Source organism: Chryseobacterium indologenes (genome assembly GCF_018362995.1).
Taxonomy (GTDB): Bacteria; Bacteroidota; Bacteroidia; order Flavobacteriales; family Weeksellaceae; genus Chryseobacterium; species Chryseobacterium indologenes_G.
Genome location: NZ_CP074372.1, coordinates 324,375 through 347,057, shown reverse-complemented (window position 1 = coordinate 347,057; position 22,683 = coordinate 324,375). Strand labels below are relative to the sequence as shown.

At 38.2% G+C, this 22,683-nt stretch carries 19 protein-coding genes; 7 read left to right on the top strand and 12 right to left on the bottom strand.

Annotation, left to right across the window (positions count from 1 at the left end):
• Positions 1-106: 106 nt before the first annotated feature.
• The 7 genes from DYR29_RS01440 to DYR29_RS01410 form a co-directional block, all read right to left on the bottom strand.
• Positions 107-1,447 (bottom strand): S41 family peptidase, encoded by a 1,341-nt coding sequence (locus DYR29_RS01440; RefSeq protein ID WP_213278902.1) that lies wholly within the window; start codon positions 1,445-1,447, stop codon positions 107-109.
• A gap of 6 nt (positions 1,448-1,453) precedes the next feature.
• Positions 1,454-2,197 carry a hypothetical protein gene (locus DYR29_RS01435; protein WP_249413584.1) on the bottom strand — a complete coding sequence of 248 codons (744 nt, stop codon included), beginning with the start codon at positions 2,195-2,197 and terminating at the stop codon, positions 1,454-1,456.
• A 179-nt stretch (positions 2,198-2,376) separates the two neighbouring features.
• Positions 2,377-3,300: a T9SS-dependent choice-of-anchor J family protein gene (locus tag DYR29_RS01430; RefSeq protein ID WP_213278901.1), complete on the bottom strand. Its 924-nt coding sequence runs from the start codon at positions 3,298-3,300 to the stop codon at positions 2,377-2,379.
• A gap of 75 nt (positions 3,301-3,375) precedes the next feature.
• Entirely contained in the window at positions 3,376-4,668 is a 1,293-nt protein-coding gene (locus DYR29_RS01425) for a hypothetical protein (protein WP_213278900.1), read from the bottom strand.
• Positions 4,669-4,994: 326 nt separating this feature from the next.
• Positions 4,995-6,284, bottom strand: coding sequence for a hypothetical protein (locus DYR29_RS01420; protein WP_213278899.1), 1,290 nt, complete (start codon positions 6,282-6,284; stop codon positions 4,995-4,997).
• A gap of 74 nt (positions 6,285-6,358) precedes the next feature.
• Positions 6,359-9,664, bottom strand: coding sequence for a TonB-dependent receptor (locus tag DYR29_RS01415; protein ID WP_213278898.1), 3,306 nt, complete (start codon positions 9,662-9,664; stop codon positions 6,359-6,361).
• 49 nt (positions 9,665-9,713) lie between these two features.
• Positions 9,714-10,670: a FecR family protein gene (locus tag DYR29_RS01410; RefSeq protein ID WP_249413583.1), complete on the bottom strand. Its 957-nt coding sequence runs from the start codon at positions 10,668-10,670 to the stop codon at positions 9,714-9,716.
• Positions 10,671-10,912: 242 nt separating this feature from the next.
• Between DYR29_RS01410 and DYR29_RS01405 the strand changes: the two genes are divergently transcribed.
• On the top strand, positions 10,913-11,539 hold the full coding sequence (locus DYR29_RS01405) for an RNA polymerase sigma factor (protein ID WP_213278897.1): 627 nt from the start codon (positions 10,913-10,915) through the stop codon (positions 11,537-11,539).
• 124 nt (positions 11,540-11,663) lie between these two features.
• On the opposite strand, the gene hxpB is transcribed toward DYR29_RS01405, so the two are convergent.
• The gene (gene hxpB / locus DYR29_RS01400) at positions 11,664-12,311 is read right to left on the bottom strand and encodes a hexitol phosphatase HxpB (RefSeq protein ID WP_213278896.1); all 648 of its coding nucleotides are present in this window, start codon (positions 12,309-12,311) and stop codon (positions 11,664-11,666) included.
• Between the two features lie 15 nt (positions 12,312-12,326).
• Positions 12,327-12,947 (bottom strand): helix-turn-helix transcriptional regulator, encoded by a 621-nt coding sequence (locus tag DYR29_RS01395; RefSeq protein ID WP_213278895.1) that lies wholly within the window; start codon positions 12,945-12,947, stop codon positions 12,327-12,329.
• A 194-nt stretch (positions 12,948-13,141) separates the two neighbouring features.
• Here DYR29_RS01395 and DYR29_RS01390 point away from each other — a divergent pair, with 194 nt between their 5' ends.
• The 4 genes from DYR29_RS01390 to DYR29_RS01375 all read left to right on the top strand — a co-directional run bounded on the left by DYR29_RS01390 (position 13,142) and on the right by DYR29_RS01375 (position 15,436).
• Complete coding sequence (locus tag DYR29_RS01390) at positions 13,142-13,768, top strand: superoxide dismutase (protein ID WP_213278894.1); 627 nt, start codon at positions 13,142-13,144, stop codon at positions 13,766-13,768.
• Positions 13,769-13,791: 23 nt separating this feature from the next.
• The gene (locus DYR29_RS01385) at positions 13,792-14,292 is read left to right on the top strand and encodes a DUF2480 family protein (protein WP_213278893.1); all 501 of its coding nucleotides are present in this window, start codon (positions 13,792-13,794) and stop codon (positions 14,290-14,292) included.
• Between the two features lie 3 nt (positions 14,293-14,295).
• Positions 14,296-14,880: an NADPH-dependent FMN reductase gene (locus tag DYR29_RS01380; protein ID WP_213278892.1), complete on the top strand. Its 585-nt coding sequence runs from the start codon at positions 14,296-14,298 to the stop codon at positions 14,878-14,880.
• Positions 14,881-15,085: 205 nt separating this feature from the next.
• Positions 15,086-15,436, top strand: coding sequence for a 4Fe-4S dicluster domain-containing protein (locus tag DYR29_RS01375; protein WP_149388834.1), 351 nt, complete (start codon positions 15,086-15,088; stop codon positions 15,434-15,436).
• A 177-nt stretch (positions 15,437-15,613) separates the two neighbouring features.
• On the opposite strand, the gene DYR29_RS01370 is transcribed toward DYR29_RS01375, so the two are convergent.
• On the bottom strand, positions 15,614-16,549 hold the full coding sequence (locus DYR29_RS01370; protein ID WP_213278891.1) for a ketopantoate reductase family protein: 936 nt from the start codon (positions 16,547-16,549) through the stop codon (positions 15,614-15,616).
• 63 nt (positions 16,550-16,612) lie between these two features.
• On the bottom strand, positions 16,613-17,194 hold the full coding sequence (locus DYR29_RS01365; protein WP_213278890.1) for a Crp/Fnr family transcriptional regulator: 582 nt from the start codon (positions 17,192-17,194) through the stop codon (positions 16,613-16,615).
• Positions 17,195-17,359: 165 nt separating this feature from the next.
• Here DYR29_RS01365 and DYR29_RS01360 point away from each other — a divergent pair, with 165 nt between their 5' ends.
• Complete coding sequence (locus tag DYR29_RS01360) at positions 17,360-18,115, top strand: helix-turn-helix domain-containing protein (RefSeq protein ID WP_213278889.1); 756 nt, start codon at positions 17,360-17,362, stop codon at positions 18,113-18,115.
• Between the two features lie 27 nt (positions 18,116-18,142).
• On the top strand, positions 18,143-19,309 hold the full coding sequence (locus tag DYR29_RS01355) for an FAD-dependent oxidoreductase (RefSeq protein WP_213278888.1): 1,167 nt from the start codon (positions 18,143-18,145) through the stop codon (positions 19,307-19,309).
• Between the two features lie 94 nt (positions 19,310-19,403).
• Here the strand turns inward: DYR29_RS01355 and DYR29_RS01350 are convergent, their stop codons facing one another.
• Positions 19,404-22,439: a reprolysin-like metallopeptidase gene (locus DYR29_RS01350; RefSeq protein ID WP_213278887.1), complete on the bottom strand. Its 3,036-nt coding sequence runs from the start codon at positions 22,437-22,439 to the stop codon at positions 19,404-19,406.
• Positions 22,440-22,683: the final 244 nt, after the last annotated feature.

Genomic DNA, 22,683 nt, shown 5'->3' with positions numbered 1-22,683 from the left:
CTTCGCTTTAACTTAAGATCAGAATGATTAATCTTAACTATACTTTATTTCTTCAAACTTCTTAATGGTTAAAAATATTTACTCCATTTCTTTCTCTATCCGAATTCTATTTTTCCATCATCACCGGAGGTACATCACTCTGATAAAGAATTGTAACGCTTCCGTTCTTTTCCTGGCCTGCAGATTTGAAATAACCTCCGTTAAGGGCAGAAGAAATTAGGGTTTCATTAGGATCACCCAAAGGCAATAGTGGCAACCCGGCGTATTCATTGACCATGACCTGTGGAGAAATTCCATTGCTGTATTCTCCGGCTCCGTTAGCATTAAATACTTTATAAATTACCGGATGGATCTGCCAGGAAATTTTTCTCGGCTTCCGTTTGTCTTCTACTACAAATCCGGCCATATCTTTACCTAAAGTAGTATCTCCGATCTGAATAACCTGCATATACGGCTTCAGATTGTTGATGACAATTTCCGCTGCAGATGCCGTGCTGTTGGAGGTAAGGATAAATACTTTCTGTAACCCCAATGCATTGGCAAGTAGAGTATTAAAATCAAGAGCTTTGGGATCATAAGCGATCTGCTGGGCAAATGTTCTTTTCACTTCACCTCCGTTTTTATTTCCTTTGAAAATAATGAATGGTGAACCAGATGACAGCCCTGAGGGAATCAATGAGCAAAGAGCTGCTGCAGATGATACCGAACCTCCATAGTTATAACGGAGATCAAGAATAAGCTCCTTTACTCCGGCAGCCTTAAATTCTGCAAACTTCTGGTTCAGTGTTTGTGCCATTCCGTCCGGGAAATCATAGATATACAGATATCCTGCTTTTTTACCATTTTTCTCAAAAACTTTAGATAAAATAGGCTGTTCAAAAGAAAAGCCATAATAAACGGTAATATTTTTTTCATCGGTAACCGCTCCGTTCTGCCATTTCCCTACGGTAAGGTCTACAACGGTCTGGTCTTTAATGGATGAAGCCATTGATTCCGCATTGGCTGCTGTAATGACTTTTCCATTGATTTTGGTAATAATCATCCCCCGTTCCAGCCCTGCATTGAAAGCTGGAGAGTTTTGAAGAACCAGCTTTACGATTGTAACGACCTGGTTGTTGGCAAGCTTGGCAACGGTATAATCAAAACCGTACATATTTCTTATGGAACGTGGATAGGTAGAAGAATCTTCAGTATTGACCATGAAAGAAAACCGGTCCTGGGAAGACAGGAGACTTTTAAAAAAATCTTTAACGGGAAGACGATAGTCTGGTTTTTCAGGCATCTGATCTGCCCAATAGTAATACCGTTTCATGCTGTCCTGAACCCAGAGATTGACAGATTCTGTACTTCCTTCCGGAAAAACAGGTGCGCTTTCGTCATTATTATTCGTACACGAAATGAGAAAGACTGCGATCGCAATGCATGTAAGTTTTAAAATGTTTTTCATACGCAATTACAGATATTCTGCGACATCAATATCTCCTTTTACCACCCATTCCCCATTCTCTATTTTTTCCTGAAGGACGATCATATTTGCTCCTGTGTGCTGTTTCAGTTTCACCTGAATCATTTTAGATCCGGAATAAGGTTCTGTAGTTCCCGGTTTGTACAATTCCAGATATACCGGAGCTGTAGAACTGAAAAAACTATAGATTTTCACTGCGGTAAAGTTGTCTTTTCCAATGTTTTCAAATTCTGCCAGTACCACTCCATTTTCTCTTTTAAGAACGCCTTTCACCTCTTTCAGTGTGGCTCCGGAAAATTCGCCAAGATTGGGAAAAATAAATTCAAACCCTACTTTCCCAAGATTAACCTGAGGTTTTACAGCATACGTCTGCAGATAAATCCCCGGAAGATTGAAAAAGTATAAGTTTTTATAATCATTTATATTGTCATAGGTAATATTGTATTTTGCAATTTCAGTTCCTGTTTCATTATTATATACAGACAGTTTATTGGTTTCTCCCTGATCGAGGACAAACTGAAGCTGGGTTTCTATTTTATTGGTATAGGATGTTTTTCCGTCAATGGATACAGGTGCTCCGTTGAACCTCAGCTGAAGGACATCAGGTTTGGAAAATCCTTTGATATTAACCTCTCCGGGTTTCTGTACTTTATCATACAGCTCCATCGTGTTGCTGTCTGTGCATGAAAAAAGTGCAGTAAATAATAGTAGTAATGCAAAGATTCTGTTCATCTTTCGTCAATTATTTCATTGTAAAACTTAAAAAATATTGCCCTACCCGGGAGCAGGGCAATATATAATTATAAAAAAACTAGTTGGATATGTTCTGGATAGCCTTTATCAAATACTATCCATTATCTTATATTAAAAATTCATGGTGTTTCTGGAATCAGTTTCTAAGGGAAGAAGACTTATTTTTTAATAAACTTCAACCTTTCCGTAGTTTTTCCATCTGTAATTTCTGCTATATAAGCTCCAGATGTAAGACCTGCTGTATTGATCGCTTTAGAATACTGAGCGGTAAGTACTTTCTGTCCTGCTGCGCTGTAAATGGTTACCAGCGTCATATTTTCTTTCAATGCCGGATTAAGCTGCAGCTGCAGAGATTCTTTTACCGGATTTTCTGCTATTTGTGTTACAATTTTGTTTCTTTTTACATCCTTAGTTCCCAAAAATGAAGTAGCGTAGATTCCCATTTCATCAATATTGATATTCTGGACATTATTTCCGCTTGTTTTTCTGTTTGACCACATTCCGATATAGATTTTTTTTCCTGCAAAGGCAGAAAGATCTACAAGGGATTCTACAAACTGGGTAAGATCAGCCGGAAAAGGATTGGCTGAATCACCTACCTGTATTTTATATATACTCTGAACATCATTTCCATCCGCATCTACTGTCATTGCCTGGAAGTCTGATAATGCAGGAACTTCCTTCTGTGGTGTGCTTACATAAATAAAAAGCTCTCTGGCAACAATAGTATGAGTAGATCTCTGTCTCCCGATATAGGCAGCCAGCGTAACGGTTCCTGCAGTATTTGTAAGATCAATCTGAGGAGAAATAATCCAGTCATTTTCTGTTGCAAAGCCAGTAGCACTTCCGGTTGGAACCAAACTGATAGAATGACGAAGAACTCCGGTAGTTCCATAGGTTAAAGCAGTTCCGTTATGATAAATGTTCTGTCCTTGTACCCATCCGTTGCCATTGTTGTTCAAATCATGGAAAGTCCATCCCTGAAGGTCAGCAGGAGTATCAAAAGAATTCCCCCATACCAGAGACTGAGCTGCAGCCAGGTGAGATAAAAACAAAACAGATGATAAAATTATTTTTTTCATAATGCTGATTATTAAGATTTTGAAGTAAAAGCAAGGAATCAGCATATGCTGTTCCCTGCTTTTTAAAGTTTTTTATTATTCTACAATAGAGAAATTGTATTTTGTCCAAAGTCCCTGGAAGTTTCCACAGTTTCTTGGAGATACGTTCCAACCACCTTCGTTGAAGAAAGGCTGGCTCATACCCCAAAGAGATGCAGGAGTACCAGTCGCTAAGTTAGCTGCAGGGATTCCTGCTGTACCTGTACCTGTAACTGAAGTCGTAAATCCGTGAATCTGGATTGTGTTGTATGCTGAAGCTGAAGAAAGTTCAGAACCTGTACCTTCTACTTTGATTCCCACAGGGTAACCTGTAACCACAGCGTTATTTAATGTTAATCTTCCGTGTCTTCTGATGTGGATACCGTTTTCATACAAAGCACCTTTAGTAGAGTTCTTAGAACCAATGATCGTAAGGTTGTTGATAACCGGGTGAGTCAACAATGTTGTAGAAGAACCGTCTGCGTTGTTATCAAGCTCGATACCGTTAGAATCCGGGCTTGCTCCGCTAAGACTGTGTGTAGAGTTGTAATCTGCCAAAGCAAGAGCACAAGTGATAGTTCCTGTATATCCGTTATCGAAATCGAAATTATCATCATCCGCAGCGAAAGAAACAAGGTTTGAAGCGTTTACAGTACCTCCGAAGAATTCAAAAGAATCATCTTTCCCGAAAGATACCTGAATATGATCCAAAGTAGTTCCGTTTCCTACTCCTCCTAAAGTAAGACCATTGATTTCGTTACCTGAATTAGGAGCTAAAAGATCATATCCTGCAAATTCAATACGTACATATTTCAATGTTCCTCCGTTGTGAGAAGCATTGGTACCTCCGTAATAGAAATCAGGACCAGATAATCCTTCAATCGTTTTTGTGAATGGAGTGTTTGTAGGAGCATCTCCTAATATAACAACACCTCCGAAATCACCAGGAGCAGCAGTTGTATCTTCGTTTCCATCTAACAATTTGTAGCTGGTGAAAATGATTGGTTGAGCTTCTGTACCAGCTGCGTTGATTTTTCCTGTTTTAGCAATTACCAAAACTCCTGTAGCTGTATTATTTGCGCTTGGCTTAGCCTTAATGAATGTACCCGGCTGGATTGTTAATGTAGCACCATTTTTTACAGTTACAACTCCATCTAATTCAACTACACCACTCCATGTAGTATTTGAAGTAATAGCACCACTTACGCTGGTTACCGGAAGAGCCGAAGCTGTAAGGTACTCAGCAGAAGTAGATTTCATTTCGAATGGAGATGATGAATCCGCCAGTTGATCGTTTTGACAAGCTGTAAGAGATAATGCTGCCACTGCAATTAGAGTTAGTCTTTTCATTGTTATAATTTTTAATAAATCCGGTCGTGTTATTTTATATACCAGATCAGTTTTTTAATATTCAGGAATATCTGCCTCTCTATTCCTTCGATTTGGTTTTTAGAATTCATCCGTCACTGCAGGAGGAGCTACATTGGGGACGTTCCCATAGAAACCGTTAATACCTGGGAAAAGCTGTTAACGCCCGGTTTTTTCAGAACTGTACTGCTGTGCGCATCATCAGTATTTTTCAGTCATTTGATCAGGTTACCGAAACCTGTACGCTGCTATAATTAAGATATCTTTTAATCTAAATTTCTATTTCCATGCTCATAAGGTTCATTTCCTTATTCCAAAATGGAGAAATTATATTTAGTCCAAAGTCCCTGAAAATTGCCGCAATTTCTTGGTGATATATTCCATCCTCCTTCATTAAAAAATGGTTGATTCATCCCCCACCCGGAAGCAGAAAGCCCGGTAGATAAGTTTGTAACAGGAATTCCTGATGTACCAGCACCTGTAACAGAAGTTGTAAATCCGTGGACCTGAATTGTATTATAATTAGAGGCAGAAGAAAGCATTGAGCCTGTACCTTCTACTTTAATTCCTACAGGATATCCCGTAATGACAGTATTATTTAATGTTAATCTTCCATTTCTTCTGATGTAAATTCCATTTCCGTACATAGCGCCCATAGTGGATTTCCAAGACCCTATTATTGTAAGATTATTTACTACTGGATGTGTAACCAATGCTGTAGATGTTCCATCAATATTATTATCAAGTTCAATACCGTGAGAATCATTAACTGCCCCACTGAGACTATGTGTAGAATTATAATCTGCCAAAGCAAGTGCGCATGTAACAGTTCCCGTATATCCATTATTAAAATCGAAATTATCGTCGTCTGGTGCAAAAGAAATAAGGTTGGAAGCATTTACGTTTCCTCCATAAAACTCAAAAGAATCGTCTTTACCGTAAGATACCTGAATATGATCAATAGTGGTAGCACTGCCCACTCCTGCTAAAGTTAGGCCGTTAATTTCATGGATTGTATAAGGAAATATATCTGTTCCCCCGAATTCAATGCGCACATATTTCACGATTCCTCCGTTGTGATTCTGATTAGTCCCTCCATAATAATAATCAGGTCCGAACAGTCCTTCAATGGTTGTTGTAGACGGTGTATTCGTTAAAGCATCCCCTAGCAGGATCAATCCTCCAAAGTCGCCTGGCTCTCCAATAGTATCTTCGTTTCCGTCCAACAACTTATAACTTGTAAAAATAATTGGCTGATTTTCTGTTCCTACGGCATTGATCTTTCCTGTTTTTGTGATGATCAGAGCTCCTGATGGAGCTGCTGTGCCTTTTGGTTTTGCTTTAATATATGTTCCTGGAAGGATTGTCAGTGTGGCTCCATCTTTTACTGTTATTATTCCGTCCATTTCGATGACTCCACTCCAGGTTGTATTGGCTGTAATATTACCACTTACACTGGTTACCGGAAATGAAGAAGCTGTAAGGTATTCTGAAGAAGTAGCCTTTATTTCAAAAGAAGACTGCCTATCCTCCAATCTATCATGCTGACAAGCCGTAAAGAATAATAATAGTATTACAATTGGAATTATTTTTTTCATTGTACAAGTTTTAATAGTATATTATATTTTCCCATTCTTTTATTCAGTCTTCTTTATCTGATCTTAAACCTTATTTAAAACATATAATTCACACTCAGGCTGAACATTCTTCCGCTGTAGGCTCTAAACATGATCTTATCAATATTCTTGTCATACCTGTCCGTTGCACCTGGTAAAAGTCCCCATGCTTCCCTTTCAGTTCCGATAGCACTCCCCAGTCCCAATGGTATTACATAGGAATTATAATTATTATAATACTCCTTCACTCTGTTGAATAAGTTTCTTGCATTGAATTTTAATTCAAGGTTTTTATTCCTGAGAAATTTATAGGAGATCTGCGCATCTGCTACAGCATAAGGACGTTGTATTTCTTCTCCTTTGTAAGCATACCCAACGGTAATGTACTGGTCACCCTTTGCATTGTATAAAAAGCTCAGCCCCAAACGGTCACCATCATAAACCAATCCAAGATTATAGGCATAAGGAGTCTGCCCGTACAGCGGACGTTTTACTTCATAGGTTTCATCATTGTCCCCTGTTTTATACATATCCTTGAAGGCTATTACTTTGGTATGGTTATAGGTAAAGTTTCCACTTATGAAAAGTTTTTCCAGAAAAGTTCCTTCGGCAATAAATCCTAAATTCTTTCTGACCTCCGCCTCAACTCCTGCAAGTTTTGCATTTTTTGAATTACCATTATAGAGGTATAAATTCCCTTCACTTGAAATATGTCCTTCACGTTCTATGGGCCTGTCTATATTTTTATAGTAAAGCCCTGCGGAAAATATTTCTCCCAAGCCGGGAAACCATTCAAATTTGAAATCATAATTATTAATGACAGAAGAGGTCATTTCTGTATTATAAATCAAACCATTGGCAATCGGATCAAAATAAGGAAGCCCTGTTCTTTCATTAAACTGTGGTCGAATTACAGATTTATTATAGGCAAGTCTCAGATTGATTTTGTTCGTAGGACTATAGGTAAAATTCACAGAAGGCATCCATTGCCACGGTTTATCTTCTATGGGTGCTTTGGTAACATTTTTTGTATCACTTGGATCCAATTGTTGAGAAACAAGATCATACTTAAAATATTCTGCACGAACTCCCCATACTAGCCTTAATTTATTTTCCCAACGGTTATCAAACATCACATACAGAGCGTGTTGTTTCACCTCTCCTTCATATTTATCATTTTTATACAATGCTTTGGTTTCCCACCCAATACCCCCCGGGACATATTGAGATCCATTGAACCAATCCGAAAGAGTACCGTACATTGTCAGGTAATTTTTTTCACTATTCGGAACATCACGGTTCTCGTCTACCCTTAAGAAGAATTTCTGCTGCTGATTGGTATTGTTCTTTAATGTCCCTGCATATCCTGTCTTAACAGTATTTTTAAAATTTCCGGTATCCAGATCCCACTTAACTGAAGCTCCATAATTGTAATCGGTTTCTTTATTAGCGATATATCCTCTGTAAAAATTTCCTCCGGTATTATAAATTTTATGATAGGTAAGAATTTCACTTCCAATAAAATCATAAAGAGTAAGATACTGCGTATAATCCTTGGTATCAGAGGCTATCCCGGTTCTTGCCGCAAACCAGCTGACTTCCGTATTACCTATTTTATGGTTCCCTTCCAGTTTATTCTGCAAAAGGGTTTGAAAAATCGGATAATTGGTATTATCAGTATAAGGTCTGTCTAAGTTCTTGATCTGAGCAGGATCATTATTGGGGATGATTCCGTTATAAAAATAATTATAGGCTAATTCTGCATTAGAGGCCATCGAACTTCCGGTAGTATATTCATTCCAGCCGGTAACTCTTGTTAATGTATTATCAAAAATATGGGTGTATGAATTACGGAAGGAAATTCTGTTCTTCCCCAGCTGAAGTCCAAAATTAAGCATCCCCGCCATCGTAGAGTTGTAATTATAAGATGCCCCCTGGTTTTTAAAATTATAAAATGGTATAGGAGCTACCCCTTTTGTCTGCCAGTCAGCAACATAAGGTCCGGTGGTATCCAGCCAGTTTCCTCTTCCCGTATGATCGATTTCCAGTTTATTTTGTTCGTTTCTGATGACAAATGCTCCGGCGAAACCCCATTTATTATTGTTCTTAAGGGCGTAAGTTCTCCCTAATGCCAATTGGATGTTGGATCCCATGTCACCTCTGGTTTTATAGGTACTGAAATTGTCATTGGTAAATTGCCTGGATTGTTCAAAAAATCTGGGATCTGTCCAGTTCATCGGCTCAAGTCCTTTTGGAAAATTTCTTGTTCCGTCATCATACCCGAAATAGTCATACTTTCCGCGCTGACGGGTCAGAAACTCTTTGAAAGCCGACTGGTCATTATAAGAAGTTCCCATGGTTACCGTTGTAAAATTTTCGTTAGGAATATCTTTGGTTCTCACTTCTACATAGCCTCCGGCAAAGCTGGCATTCATATCAGGTGTTGCAGATTTACTCACCACTACACTTTCCACCATAGCAGTAGGAATGATATCAAATGAGAAATTCTGATTATAGGCTTCTGTACTTGGGAGATTAATTCCGTCCATGGCTGCCGTATTCCATCGTTCACCCATTGATCTTACGACTACATATTTATTATCAATAGTGGTAATTCCCGTTACCCTTTTCAGAGTTCCTCCCACATCGCTGTCCGGTGTTTTGGAAATCTGTTCTGCAGAAATCCCGTCACTCATCTGTGCCGCTTTTTTCTGTTGAGCAAGAAGTCCCGCCTGTGTATCTGCTTTACGGGCTGCGGTAATCACAACTTCTTTAATGTCTGTAATTTTATCGGAAGCTTTATTCAGAGCAAATGATACAGAACTTGTTTCTTTATCATTGACAGACAGTTTTTCAACTCTCAGCGTATTATATTTAGGTGCTTTTATTGTCAGATTATAAATTCCCGAAGGAAGATCTACTGTAAAATCTCCGTTATTATCTGTGACTACGGTTTTCTTAGCTATATTAATTTCAGCTCCGGTAATGGGATTTCCTACCTCATCCACTATTTTACCGGAAATACGTCCGTTTCCCAGTACTGAGATATTAGAATTTTCATATTTTATCGAAATAAGATCACCATGCAGGCGGTAGACAACCGGAAGTCCATTGGTAATATCCTTCAGACAGTTGTTGACAGAAGTATTTTCACATTTTACTCCCTTTACCTTCAGCTCTTTAATATCTACTTTGGAATAAGCGAGTCTCATTCCTGTTTTTCCGGCAAATTCCTCCAAAACTTCAATCAACGGTCTGTTGGCAGGTACAGAAAATGTTACTTTCTGGACCAGCTCCTGTGCTTCTGCGGCTACAGTAAAAAATAAGGCTGCTATGGTAATCCCACATTTCAAACTTTTCATACTTAAAGTGTTCTCTTGATTATGATTATTTAATTTTTTGAGTAATGTTTTATTTTTTCAGGATATAGGTGTTCTCTTTTTTCTGTACTTCCAATCCGAGGATGAAAGCCAGAGATTCAATATTTTCTCCGACTGTTCCTCCGGTAAAATCAGCCGTGATTTTCTTATCTTCCGCATCTTTAGGATATAATACTTTCGTGTTATAGCTGCTCTCCAGAACCGTTACTACCTCTTTTAAAGGAACATCATTAAAGCTTAAAGACAGGATTGCAGAAACTTTCTTTGCTGAATTTTTCACCGGACTTATTGAAATGACCGCTGTAGTATGTGCAATCCCGAAATTCGTCCATTTCTGATTCGGTTTAAGGAAAGAAACCGGAACTCCCGGAGAAGATACAGCCACTTTTCCTTCATAAAGATCAACCGCTTTTCTCTTCCCTGATTGTGAGATTTTAAATACTGTTCCCAATACTTTAGTACTAAAACCATCAGCACGCACCACAAAAGGATGAACTTTTGACTTAGCCACAGAGAAAATGGCATCTCCCTTTAAATCCACCACTCTGGTAGAAGCAGGAAATGATTTTTCAACGGTAAGTTCGGCACCCGGCAAAAGGGTAACCACAGAACCGTCTTCAAGATGAACAATACGGTTTTCCGATTTTGCAAGATAAACATCAGGCTCAATGAACATGGTATAAGTGAAAATACCTCCTAACGACAAAAGCAGAATAATAACCGCTGCAATTTTATATAGATTTGTTTTAAACCTTCTTACAGAATGTATAGGAATACTATCTGTTTGAGGAAAATAATGTTCCAGTCCGGATAATACTCTTTCTCTGGATTCTTTTCTATGAACAGCGTCCAGGTCTTTTTCAGTCCGGATTCTCCATTTTGTTAAAAGTTCATTTTCCTTTTCAGAAATTGGTTCTTCAGAAACTTCCCGTTCCCAAAGTCTGAAAACAAAGGCTTCAATATTTTTATATGTTAAACGATTTTTCATAAAGTCTTTCATGGTATTCACACATACTTCTATCTATAAGACAGTGAAAATGAAAAACTTCCCCAGGGCATTCTTAACGTTATATTCATATTATGAGCAAATTGTTAATAATTTTCATCATTTTTCACATTTAGTCAACATTAACCCGCTATTTTGACCCCGTTTTTCAGAAATATTTAATCTTACCATCCCCAAAGTTCACAAAAAGTTAATTTTCCTTTAGGTAATTTTGCATCAACAATATGAACCCAACAGACTATACATTATTAAAGAAAATAAAATCAGGCGACCGCCCTGCATTTATGCTGCTGTATGACCGATACTGGGATAGTCTATATAGCTTTGTATTTGTACGGACCCGGGATAAAGAAATTGCTGAGGAAATCCTTCAGAACCTTTGGGTAAAGATTCTTGAGAATACAGATACGATACAAACTGACGACTCCGAAAGTGCCAAAGGCTATCTTCTACGCCATCTTCATTATCGTATCCTTGACTTATATAACAGTTATAAAAAAGCTCCTCCTACGCTGAGTATTGACGAGTTTGACATCCCCAATGAGCTGGAGATATCAGATACAGATTATTTTGAAATTCTTGAGGAGAATGAGATCAATACTTTATTATCAATGATTGATCAAGTGGTTGCCAAACTTCCTTCAACAGAACAGCAGGTATATGATATGAGAATCCGGAAGAATATGTCCGTTAATGAAACCGCAGAAGCGTTGGGACTCAGCAATAAGACGGTAAGTAATAAACTAAGCAAAGCTTTGGGTGAAATCCGCGAACAATTGAACCCTGAATATCAGTCGTCTAAAAAACTGGTTTCTATTCTGTTGCTGATGGAGATTTTGATGAGATATTGAGAGCGGGTTGCGGGGTTATATCAATAGTCAATTTGCTGCGCATTCAATCGTCAATTTTTGCAGCATGTATTAAAATTCACAGTGAGGCGGATTCACTATTCCCCATTCACTATTACCTATCAACTTATTCCCCAAACACCGGCAGCAAAGCATTCCTAAAGTTCAATATTTTAAAATCGGCAAGATTAGAATTTACGCTTTCATCATTATTAGTGAAAATTATGGTCTGCATTCCTGCTTCTTTTGCTGCTTTTAATCCTGAATGGCTGTCTTCAATAGCAATGCAGTATTCAGGAGAGATACCAAGGTTTTTTGCAGAAGTAAGATATACAGCAGGATGAGGTTTGCCATGGGTTTCAAATTCAGATGAATGAACAGTATCAAACAAATCGCGAACCTGAAGTTTTTCCAGAACTACGTGTGCCACACGCAAAGGCGCATTAGTTGCCAATCCTATTTTATATTCTTTATTCTTAAGATGTCTGATAAATTCCTCTACACCGGCCATGCTACAATCCTGGTTTTGTATCAGCTCGATTACTTTTGAAACGACTTTATTTTCCAGATCAGATGCATCCCGGTTTTCCCATGGAAATCTTTCATACCAGAATTCTGTCACTTCCTGGGTAGTCATGTATTTGGTTTGTGCCGCCAGCTCTTCCGTAACTTGTACTCCATAGGATGAAAATACATCAAGCTCTGCCTGAGTCCAGAATTTTTCTGAATCTATCAGGACTCCATCCATGTCAAATATTACTGCTTTTAAAGCCATCTTCCGAATGATAAATTATTGACTGATTTTATAAACACAACGCTGTCCGCCGGAAATAATATGGTCTATTCTTTCAACCGTATATTCTTTCCCGATCAGCGACTGGAAATTGGATAATTCAGCACGGCAGAATCCCTGACATTCTGTTGCTGCAGCACATATCGGACAATGATTTTCTATAAGAAAATAATCTGTTCCTTCTTTTTTCCATTCTGCCATATATCCTTCTTCGCTACGTACTTTTGCAAGAGATTCAAGGCGCTGCTCCAGAGATTTTGCCTTAGAAAGTAGTTTTTCATATCGCTCATGAGTATTTTTCTCACGATCACTGATTAATAAATTCAGGGCATTTTCACCTAAAAGATTTTTCACTGATTTCAGGATCTGGACGGTTACATCTGCATGGGTATCAGGAAACTGCGCCAATCCTTTTTCCGTAAGGGCATAGTAAGTAGAGGGACGCCCTACGCCTTCACTCTTCACCGAAGACCGGATCAATCCTTCCTGAGCAAGATTCAGTAAGTGTTTTCTTGCCCCTTCTTTGGTAATCGACAATTCTTCAGCGATAAGAAGTGATGTAACTTCACCTCTCATCTTTAAAAACATCAGAATACGATCAGCAGCCGGCTTCTTCATTTGGCAATATTTAGGTTGTTTTATTTTTCAACAACAAATATAGTCATTTTCTATAACCTCCAAAAATACCATGTAAACACAAGACTTACAATATTTTATCTTTTCAAAGTATAAAATCTATAAAACAACTAAAAAGTTGTTTTATTTAAATATATTTTTACCTTTGTCAGACAATAATCAAAAAAATAAATACGATGGACCCATTTACATTACCTCAGCTACCTTATGCTTACGATGCTTTGGAACCTTTTATAGATAAAGCAACAATGACAATTCACCATCAGCGTCACCACCAAGCCTATGTTGATAATCTTAGTACAGCCCTTGCACAAACCAGTGAAGTCAATCCTGATCTTGATTCTTTACTGCAAAGGATAAGTGAATACAGCCCTGCGGTAAGAAATAATGGCGGAGGACACTATAATCACTCATTATTCTGGGAAATTCTTTCACCCCAGCCCAAACTTACCCCCGAAGGAGCACTTAACGATGCTGTCATTTCAACTTTTGGAAGCCTTGAGAATCTTAAAGCTGAAATGAAAAAAACAGGTTTGTCACAGTTTGGGTCCGGATGGGTATGGCTTTTTGTAAAATTCAACGGATCTCTGGCCATTAGTTCAACCCCTAATCAGGATAATCCGATGATGGATGTTCTTTCGATGAACAGAGGTTTCCCGATTCTTGGGATCGATGTGTGGGAACATGCTTATTATCTGAGCTATCAGAATAAAAGAGCAGATTATCTGGATTCTGTCTGGTCGGTACTGGATTGGTCTTCTGTGGAAAGAAAATATGAAGAAGCTTTGTCAAAAGTAAGATAAGTAACACTGAAAGTAAACAAATTATGACTGAGGAAAATTTTATCAATAAAGCAAAAGCTTCAGGCATTATTGCCCTTGATCTTTCAGATTACAAACCGAAAACGGAAATTGTGGAACTGGATATCAAAGATCATCTCTTCATGGGAATGATTGTCAAGGAAAAAGAGTTTAAAGAATCAATTGCTAAGGTGGATTTTTCTGTCTATAACGAAAAAGCAGTAGGAATCATCTGCTCTACGGATGCCATTATCCCGCCATGGGCCTATATGCTGATCATGGAAAAACTATCTCCCTATGCTGCTTATGTAGATTTGAACAATGCAGAAACGGTTCTGCTCGATCTCTGGAAACGCCGTCTTATCTATGCAGACCTGAAACATTACAGAAATCAGAAAGTAGTAGTCCGGGCGAGTACCCATCATGATCCCGCCCTCTATTTATTAGCTGCAGGACTTCTGAAACCTTTGGTTAAAACACTGATGTATGGTGAGATAGGATTACCCAAAGTAATTTTTAAACAATAAAAAATGAAAGCAATCATATTCAACGGATCTCTGGAAAGAAGAACACAATCTACTTCCGGACTGATTTCCAATTATTTTTCAGAGCGTCTGAAAATACTGGGAATCCAGACTGATATTTTTACCCTTGCTGATTCCGGCATTCCTCTATTCGATGTCACACTTTCCAAAACTCCTTTGGCAGTAGAACGCATGACCCAGATGTTTACCGATGCTGACCTCCATATATGGCTGGCTCCGCTTTATCACGGAAGCATTCCGGGAGTGATGAAAAACTGCCTGGACTGGCTTGAAGTGACCGCCAACAGATACGAACCTTACCTTACAGATAAAACTGTAGGACTCATATGCTGGGCAGATGGTCTTCAGGCGATGCAGGGAATCAACGCCATGGATTCTATTGCCAAGTCATTAAGAGCATGGCCATTGCCATTCAGTGTGCCTATTGTGAGATCAGCATTATTTGATCCTGAACATTCAACTGAAATTTCGGAACTCTATTCCGGTAAGTTTGATAAACTTATCAGCATTGCAACAACTAAAAAAATAGAAAGTCTGAAATCTTCAACATTCATAAAGTCAAAAGATTAGTCTCGTGATACCTTTTATAAAGCAGATGCAGGGACTTCTCACAGAAATTGCTGCAGATTAATGATTTAAAAATAAAAAATAGCACACTTTATGCTGCTTATTTTCAAAGAACAGTGTTGAACTGCTGTAATTAAGTTTAGCAGGGATTTCCGAACCGTTCAACGTTGAAGAAATCCCTTTTTAAAACCCTCTAAACATACACAATATGGCTATAAAAATAACGGATGCCTGTATCAATTGTGGAGCCTGTGAACCTGAATGTCCCAACTCCGCCATTTACGAAGGAGCCATCGACTGGCGCTGGAAAGACAAGACCAAACTTTCTGGTCATATAACTTTCCCGGACGGGACGGAAGCTGATGCCGATACTTATAATGAAGCTGTGTCTGACGAGGTTTATTATATCGTATCCGGAAAATGTACGGAATGTAAAGGCTTTCATGAGGAACCTCAGTGTAAGGCGGTATGCCCCGTAGACTGTTGTATTGATGATCCTGATCATCGGGAAACAGATGAAGTATTACTGGATCGGCAGAAATTCATGCACAACGCTTAAAAGTCGACACAACAATGTATTAAATTCATTTTTTATTTAGACCTCTGCACGATGCTTAACTATGGAATAGAATCTGGGAATTCTTAAGAAATTTCTATCTTTTATATTTAATTTCAATAGAGGCGGGTTTTAACCCGCCTTCTTATATTTCTTTTTCTTTTTGGCTTTAGCCAAAACTTATTTTGCTTTAATCTCAGTGTAGATTTTCTGAGTAAAAGGAGTTTCAATACCTGTTTCAGAGCCATATTTCAGTACAGCTCCTGCAAACAGCTCCAGTTCGTTTTCTTTCTTTCCTGAATTGATATCAAGCTGTAAAGAAGTGGGTGTTTCAAAAGGAAAAGTAGACGCTTTTTCAAAGGTTTTATCAATGATATCTTCCTGTAGGTAGATTTCTTTTTTATCTGCAATCTGCTTAATTTCTTTCATAATTTCAGTTGCTTCATTCTTCTGCTGTTCATCAGTACAGACAGCTCCTATTGAAGAATTATGTTTAGCTGCTACCAGTCCGAAACTGGCAATGAAAATAAATTTCGTCCAGATATCCGTTAATGAATTGTCTTTAAAGTCAAAATCAATTTTACTTTCAGCCAATAACTCTGTAATCCATTCTACAGGAACAGAAAAATGCTCAGGATCTCTTCCCACAATCATTTTCCCGGCTTTTCCTTTATGTTCCACAATTCCCCTTTCTTTAATATGGGAAGCCACATAGATACAAGTCGGTAGAACCGTATGTTCAGGAATTATTTTACGTATTCTGTCATAGATATCTGCTCCGTTCATCATCGGAAGTAAAATGGTTTCTTTATTGATGACTGGCAGCAGTTGTTTACACACATTCTCAAGATCATATTCCTTTACACAGATCAGCACGAGATCAGGATTTTGAATATCACTGATATTCTCTTCCACAGCATTGGGATATGTCTGAGTATTGGAATGTTCGGGAGACAGCAGAGTCAATCCGTTTTCTTTTACTTTTTTATAGGTTTCTCCCCTGGCAACAAAAGAAACAGTATATTTTCCGGAAGTTTCATTGGTCTGATTTATTTTAAAACCAAAGTAACCGCCTACTCCACCTAATCCAACAACGACAATATGTTTTTTGTTCATGAAATTATTTTTAGCAAAGATCAGGGTTGATCTCTGAAATATCACTTGACAAATGAAAAGAAATTAAAGTTTATGAATATCCCTTCTGATCCGGCTCAGGGAACTGTCTTTGATTCCCAGGTAAGAAGCTATTATCTTCAAAGGAACATGCTGAAAAATATCAGGATCTTTCTTCATCAGGTTAAAATATCTTGTGGAAGCTTTCTGACTTGCCATTTCTATCAGCCTGTCATGAATATTGTAGTAATTAAGCACAAAAAGAAGCCGGCTGAACTCCCTGAATTCAGGAATATTGTGAAAATTGTCCTGTACATTCTCCAATCCTGTTTCCCAGAAAATACAGTCAGTTACTGTCTGGTATATTTCTTTGGTGGGCTGCTGCCTGAAAAAAGACAGAAAATCATTCACAAAGCAAGGAGCTGTATAGATATTGGTTGTGATTTCCTCATTATCTTCATTCAGTATATAGGAACGTACATACCCTTTTTCCAGAAAGTATGTTTTAGTACTTATTGCATCCTTATCCAACAAAATAGTATTGCCTTTTAATTCAAAATGGATAAATTTTTCTGTGATCTTTTCAACCACTTCCGCTTTGATACTGAAAAGGGAATGAAAGTAAGTGTTAAGTGATGATTTGTCCATGAGAATAAGAACTATGATACATTTATTTTTGAAATCTCTCCAAAACAAAAATAGGATTTAAAATCTTAGGGTTTGCTTTAATTCTGTACAATGAGGAATATTTTGTCAGTCTATTCCAAATTTTGTAATTTTCTTCTTTAAAAGCAACATTCTGCAGGCATAAATATGGACAACGACTTTTATTATAACTTCATCGAACCCGACAAAGAGATTGCTGATTTTGTTGAAAATCTGGGAACGTTTCAAAACCTTTCAGGTGAAGCTAAAGAAGTTGTGATTATTCCTGACGGAAGAGTTGATTTGTTCTTCTCACAGTCGGATTCAGAACCTTTTCATGTAACGCTTCTCGGGTTGGAAACTTATCCGGAGCAAAGATATATCGCTCCCCATATGACTGCTTTTGTTGTCAGTTTCAAACCTATTGCTGTTGAATATATCTTAAATACTTCTATCGCTGATCTATTAAATATAGGAAAAGAGCTTTCTCACGGATTCTGGGATTTTAAAGCTGATGATTTACAAAACTTTGATCTTTGTTGTTTAAAAGCAACCCAAAAAATTAAAGATCTGCTTCCCCAAAAAGCAGATGAAAGAAAACACAGGCTTTTCGAGTTGGTATATGCTTCAAAAGGAGAAATGAGTGTAAAGGAACTTTCTGAAAAAACAGGATGGAGCAGCAGGCAGATCAACCGGTATTTTACCAAACAGCTTGGCTTATCATTAAAAGCCTACTCTACTATTTTACGTTTCAGAGTATCTCTGGAGCACATCGCGCAGGGAAGACTCTTTCCCGAACTTAATTATACTGATCAAAACCATTTCATCAAAGAAGTGAAGAAGTTTTCCGGAGTTGCTCCTAAAGAATTATCCAAAAATAAAAACGACCGATTTGTACTATTATCCGTATTGAAAGGAAAATAAATTTGCATTGTAAAATTTAAATTAACAATGCTGATAGAAAACAAATCAATAGCAATCGTTGGTGGCGGTCCCGCAGGGCTTACACTGGCAAGACTTTTACAGTTGAAAGGAGCCAACGTAAAAGTATATGAAAGAGATTTCAATAAAAATGCACGGGTACAGGGCTCTCCTCTCGACATGCATGAAGATTCCGGATTAGCAGCCATCCGTAAAGCAGAACTGCTGGAGGAATTCAAAAAGACTTTCCGCCCCGGAGCAGACAGAACACTGATAATGAATGAAAAGGCAGAAATATTTTTCAATGATCATGAGATGAAACCCGAAGAAGATTTTGGCGAGGAACATTTCCGTCCAGAAATAGACCGCGGACCTTTAAGGAATATGCTTTTAGAGTCACTACATCCTGAGACCGTAGTCTGGGACAGTCATTTTCTAAAGATGGAATCTCAGAATGAAGGATGGCTTATGCATTTTAAAAACGGAACTTCAGAATATGCAGATCTTGTGATTGCAGGTGATGGAGCTAATTCTAAAATACGGCCTTATCTTACTGATATTAAACCTGTTTATTCCGGAATTATCATGCTGGAAGGAAATGTTTCAAAGGAAGCTGCTCCTCAGATTGATGCCATGATTAAAGGAGGAAAAATAATGGCATTCGGAAATACCAAAAATATTCTGCTGGGTCAGAAAGGTAACGGAGATCTGGGATTTTATGCAAGCTTTAAAGCTGATGAAAACTGGCCTGCAGACAGCGGTCTTGATTTTTCTGATAATGCACAGATACTACAATGGTTCAAAACAGAATATTCCGAATGGAGCCCCGTCTGGAATGAATTGTTTGAAAATGCTGCCACTCCATTTATTCCGCGCCTGATCTACGCTATGCCTTCAGATCAGACCTGGGAAGCACAATCCAATCTGACTCTGATAGGCGATGCAGCCCACGTAATGCCTCCATTTGCAGGAGAAGGTGCCAATATGGCTATGCTGGACGCACTTGAACTGAGTGAATATTTAACGAATGATACTTACAGCACTTTACAGGAAGCGATTTCCAACTACGAACTTCACATGCGGAAGAGAGCTGCCATTGCCACACAGGAATCTCTGGAAAACGGCGAACGGATGCATTCTGAAAAGTCATTGGCAACCATGCTGGACTTTTTTAATGGTCATCTTACTTCATCATAAACAAAAGGCTGCCTCAACCAGAGACAGCCTTTTTCAGTTAAATAAATCTTTTTTCTCTCCGCGTTTTAGATCCTGATGCGGAGATTCATTTGTGTTATTTCTTGATTAACTTAGTATTATAAGTATCCTTATCATCTTTTATAGAGATCACATACATTCCTTTTACCAAAGAAGCAACGTTGATCTTTCCATCAATTTTACCTTCCTGAACTAGTCTTCCGTCAGCACTGTAGATTTTGTAATCTGCTTTACCTTTAAGGTTTTTCACTTCTACAAATGTATCTGCAGGGTTAGGATAAACAGATACTTCGTAAGATTTTGTGTCTACAATATCTCTCACAGCAAGGTTAGCATTTTCCGAAATCTTCACAGAAAAATCTCTGAAAGAACCTACAGAAACGATTCCACCACCAGTTACAGGTACGGTAGGACTTCCGCAAGGTCCGCTGGCTGCATTAAAGAAAGTACTTGCAACTCTCATTCTCAACAATTTTTCACCAGAGTACGCCGTATCAGGCACTGTAAATGTCACATTTCCATCACGAAGGTAAGCCTGAGCAGCGGCAGCAAAGAAAGGAAGAGCTCCACTGGTCACTACTTTTTCAGAGTTTTCAAAGACTCCGTTTCTGTTGTAATCTATCCAGATTTCAAGCCAATCATTATAGTTTCCGCCTGCAAGGTTTCTAAAGCTTGCGGTGTACTGAGTTCCTTTTGTTAAATTAACAACTTTAGTTGCATCTTCACTAAAGTCAAGATATGTTTTATAAACATCCAATCCGGTGTATACATAAGCCAGGTTAGATAATGTCAATTTTACAAGACCACTATTAAAGCTTCCACCATTTCCTCCTGTAGTCATTAAACAATAATCTGAACCCGTTCTCAACCCTTTTGTTTTAAAGGCATAATTAGTAGAGAATGCTCCAGGAACACTATTCACAACAGCAGCTACCTGTACTTCATAATTGGTTTCATCTTCAAGATTTGACAACAATACAGAGTTGGCAGCACTTGTTGTATTCGACCAGCTTGCAGCCCCTACTTTTCTGTAATTGACAGAGTAAGTGGCTCCCGGTAATTTATTCCACGATATTCTCGCCGTTGTTTTTAAAACTTCTGTCTCTATTGCAGAAACTCCCGTTGGAGCAACGGCAGTAGAAGTAGGAGCCGTTCCTACTGTTACAGCCGGAGATACAGCATAGAAAATATTACCTATGGCTGATATTCTTAATTTAACAGTCCCCGTTACATTAGCCGGCATTTGTACAGCATAACTTCCCGTATTGGGTGTAGAAGCTACCAGATCTGTCCATGTAGCCCCGTTATTGGTTGTATAATCTATTTTTACAGCAACGACATTATAAGGAGCGTTATTGGTGTTTGCAGCATCCCATGTGATGGTATTGGAAGCATCATTATATAAAACAGATGTTGTGGTAAGTCCACTGAATTTGAAAGGTCCGTCATTACCTACTGTTACAACTGTTTCAGCAGTGGAAGTCATTGGTCTTAATGCATTCTGATCTCTTACAGTTACTGCATAGTTCAATGTTCTTGGGATATAGGAAACGGTTTCCCATACCTGTTTATCTGTCAGTACGCCATTCAATACAGTTTCCAGCTTAGGGAAATATCTTCTGCTGTTAGCTGTTCCCGGTAAAGATCTCGCGATAGCTCCTTCTGCATTATAGCCCCATCCGCTATCTCCGGAAATGGTATTCCTGTCTCCTACACTGTTGTACTGTTCCCATGTATAGGTAACAAGATCACTTTCTGCATCTACTGCTACAGCATCCAGATAATAGGCAGTTCCTTTAGGAATAGAATAATTAGCCAAAGGTGTAATTACCGGTGCGGTATTGTTTATGATATCAACAGCAACACCACATCCTACTTTAGATTCGAGGTTATTCAATACCTGGGAAATAGATTTATAATGGAAATATCCATCCATATTGGCCTGAATATTATCCTGAGTAATTCCCGGATATCCCATGATCGTTGTTCCTCCCCAAGGCTCTACATTGGCACCGGAAGCTTCAGTTCTCATAGAGAAGGTATGGTTGGCTCCCAGCTGGTGTCCCATTTCGTGAGCTGCCATTAAGTCAAATACCTCTCCTACAGGGTCAGGGCTCATTGAAAAAGCGGCACCTTTTCCTAAGGAGGTATTAGTGGCAGGATTTGTACAAACAATTCCTATTCCTCCGGCATTTCCATTTCTGCTTTGTCCTACATTGCGATGAAATACGTGCCCAATATCATAATTGGCATTTCCAACATCTGCCGTCAGCTTTTGTTGCAGCTGTAAGTTTAATGACGGATCTCCTGCTGCTGCCTGAGGTATATAAAAATCGGTAGCAGGATCTGTATAAATAATTCCCGGAAGATCCAACACATTAAAGTGAGCTCCAAAATCTCTCTCAAAAACCCCATTGATCCTTGTCATTGTATTATTGATTGCAGCGACAGCTCCGGCAACCGTACCTCCGTGAAATTGTGTATATTCACCGGTAACAGCCATAGCCATTCTGAAAGTTCTGTATTTCGTATTAGTAGGTCTGTTGGTAATTCCTACATTGGAAAGCATCTTTTTTCCGTTTTCCACCAGTTTACCAATCTCTTTAAGATCATGCTCCGTATCACATTCAAACCCATGCACATCTCCTTTTTCCTTTGTTTTATAAAAAACGCCATAAGTCTGCTTATCTGCACTTATAGGTTCTATAAACTGAAATATACCGTCTTTAATGATCATAGACTGCATATCTGTAGGAGATGTACTGAATCTTAAATACTTAGAAGCATCATCCACGCCAATTCCTACATAGGATCCCAGCTGATATCTGTCTACAAGAGATTGATCCATTACAGGATTGCTATAGACCGCAAATTTTTCAATTTTTCCTTCTGCTGTTGGTAAAGAAATAATAACAGGACGTGCATTTTTTCCCGTCTCTTCAGCATTTTTCAACATTTCTCTCAGAGACTTCAGATCAACTCTGTAAGAATGCTGCACTTCGACTCCTTCTCTTATACCCGAAGATTTTTGAGAAACAGATTCCCATCTCTGAGCATTGAAAACCGTAAAACAAGACGCTAATGCGCAAACGAATAAAATTCTTTTTTTCATAGATTTATTTAAAGTTATTTTGGAAAGTTCATTGAAAATATTTATTCAAAGATTGTTTCAGTTTCTATTCTTCTATAGTTATCTTAACACAAAGACACCATTATCATAAATTCAACAAAACCAAACATATCGTATAACATTCACAATAAAACCCTCTACAAAACTTATATATTTTTAATAAAAAACAAAAAAAGGTGATACTACACAGATACACCTTTATCATAAGTTATTAATTATCAATAAT

Excerpts from the sequence above, each read along its gene's own strand:
- DYR29_RS01440 (WP_213278902.1), bottom strand. The coding sequence starts at position 1,447 with ATGAAAAACATTTTAAAACTTACATGCATTGCGATCGCAGTCTTTCTC.
- DYR29_RS01435 (WP_249413584.1), bottom strand. The coding sequence starts at position 2,197 with ATGAACAGAATCTTTGCATTACTACTATTATTTACTGCACTTTTTTCA.
- DYR29_RS01430 (WP_213278901.1), bottom strand. The coding sequence starts at position 3,300 with ATGAAAAAAATAATTTTATCATCTGTTTTGTTTTTATCTCACCTGGCT.
- DYR29_RS01425 (WP_213278900.1), bottom strand. The coding sequence starts at position 4,668 with ATGAAAAGACTAACTCTAATTGCAGTGGCAGCATTATCTCTTACAGCT.
- DYR29_RS01420 (WP_213278899.1), bottom strand. The coding sequence starts at position 6,284 with ATGAAAAAAATAATTCCAATTGTAATACTATTATTATTCTTTACGGCT.
- DYR29_RS01415 (WP_213278898.1), bottom strand. The coding sequence starts at position 9,664 with ATGAAAAGTTTGAAATGTGGGATTACCATAGCAGCCTTATTTTTTACT.
- DYR29_RS01410 (WP_249413583.1), bottom strand. The coding sequence starts at position 10,670 with ATGAAAAATCGTTTAACATATAAAAATATTGAAGCCTTTGTTTTCAGA.
- DYR29_RS01405 (WP_213278897.1), top strand. The coding sequence starts at position 10,913 with ATGAACCCAACAGACTATACATTATTAAAGAAAATAAAATCAGGCGAC.
- hxpB (WP_213278896.1), bottom strand. The coding sequence starts at position 12,311 with ATGGCTTTAAAAGCAGTAATATTTGACATGGATGGAGTCCTGATAGAT.
- DYR29_RS01395 (WP_213278895.1), bottom strand. The coding sequence starts at position 12,947 with ATGAAGAAGCCGGCTGCTGATCGTATTCTGATGTTTTTAAAGATGAGA.
- DYR29_RS01390 (WP_213278894.1), top strand. The coding sequence starts at position 13,142 with ATGGACCCATTTACATTACCTCAGCTACCTTATGCTTACGATGCTTTG.
- DYR29_RS01385 (WP_213278893.1), top strand. The coding sequence starts at position 13,792 with ATGACTGAGGAAAATTTTATCAATAAAGCAAAAGCTTCAGGCATTATT.
- DYR29_RS01380 (WP_213278892.1), top strand. The coding sequence starts at position 14,296 with ATGAAAGCAATCATATTCAACGGATCTCTGGAAAGAAGAACACAATCT.
- DYR29_RS01375 (WP_149388834.1), top strand. The coding sequence starts at position 15,086 with ATGGCTATAAAAATAACGGATGCCTGTATCAATTGTGGAGCCTGTGAA.
- DYR29_RS01370 (WP_213278891.1), bottom strand. The coding sequence starts at position 16,549 with ATGAACAAAAAACATATTGTCGTTGTTGGATTAGGTGGAGTAGGCGGT.
- DYR29_RS01365 (WP_213278890.1), bottom strand. The coding sequence starts at position 17,194 with ATGGACAAATCATCACTTAACACTTACTTTCATTCCCTTTTCAGTATC.
- DYR29_RS01360 (WP_213278889.1), top strand. The coding sequence starts at position 17,360 with ATGGACAACGACTTTTATTATAACTTCATCGAACCCGACAAAGAGATT.
- DYR29_RS01355 (WP_213278888.1), top strand. The coding sequence starts at position 18,143 with ATGCTGATAGAAAACAAATCAATAGCAATCGTTGGTGGCGGTCCCGCA.
- DYR29_RS01350 (WP_213278887.1), bottom strand. The coding sequence starts at position 22,439 with ATGAAAAAAAGAATTTTATTCGTTTGCGCATTAGCGTCTTGTTTTACG.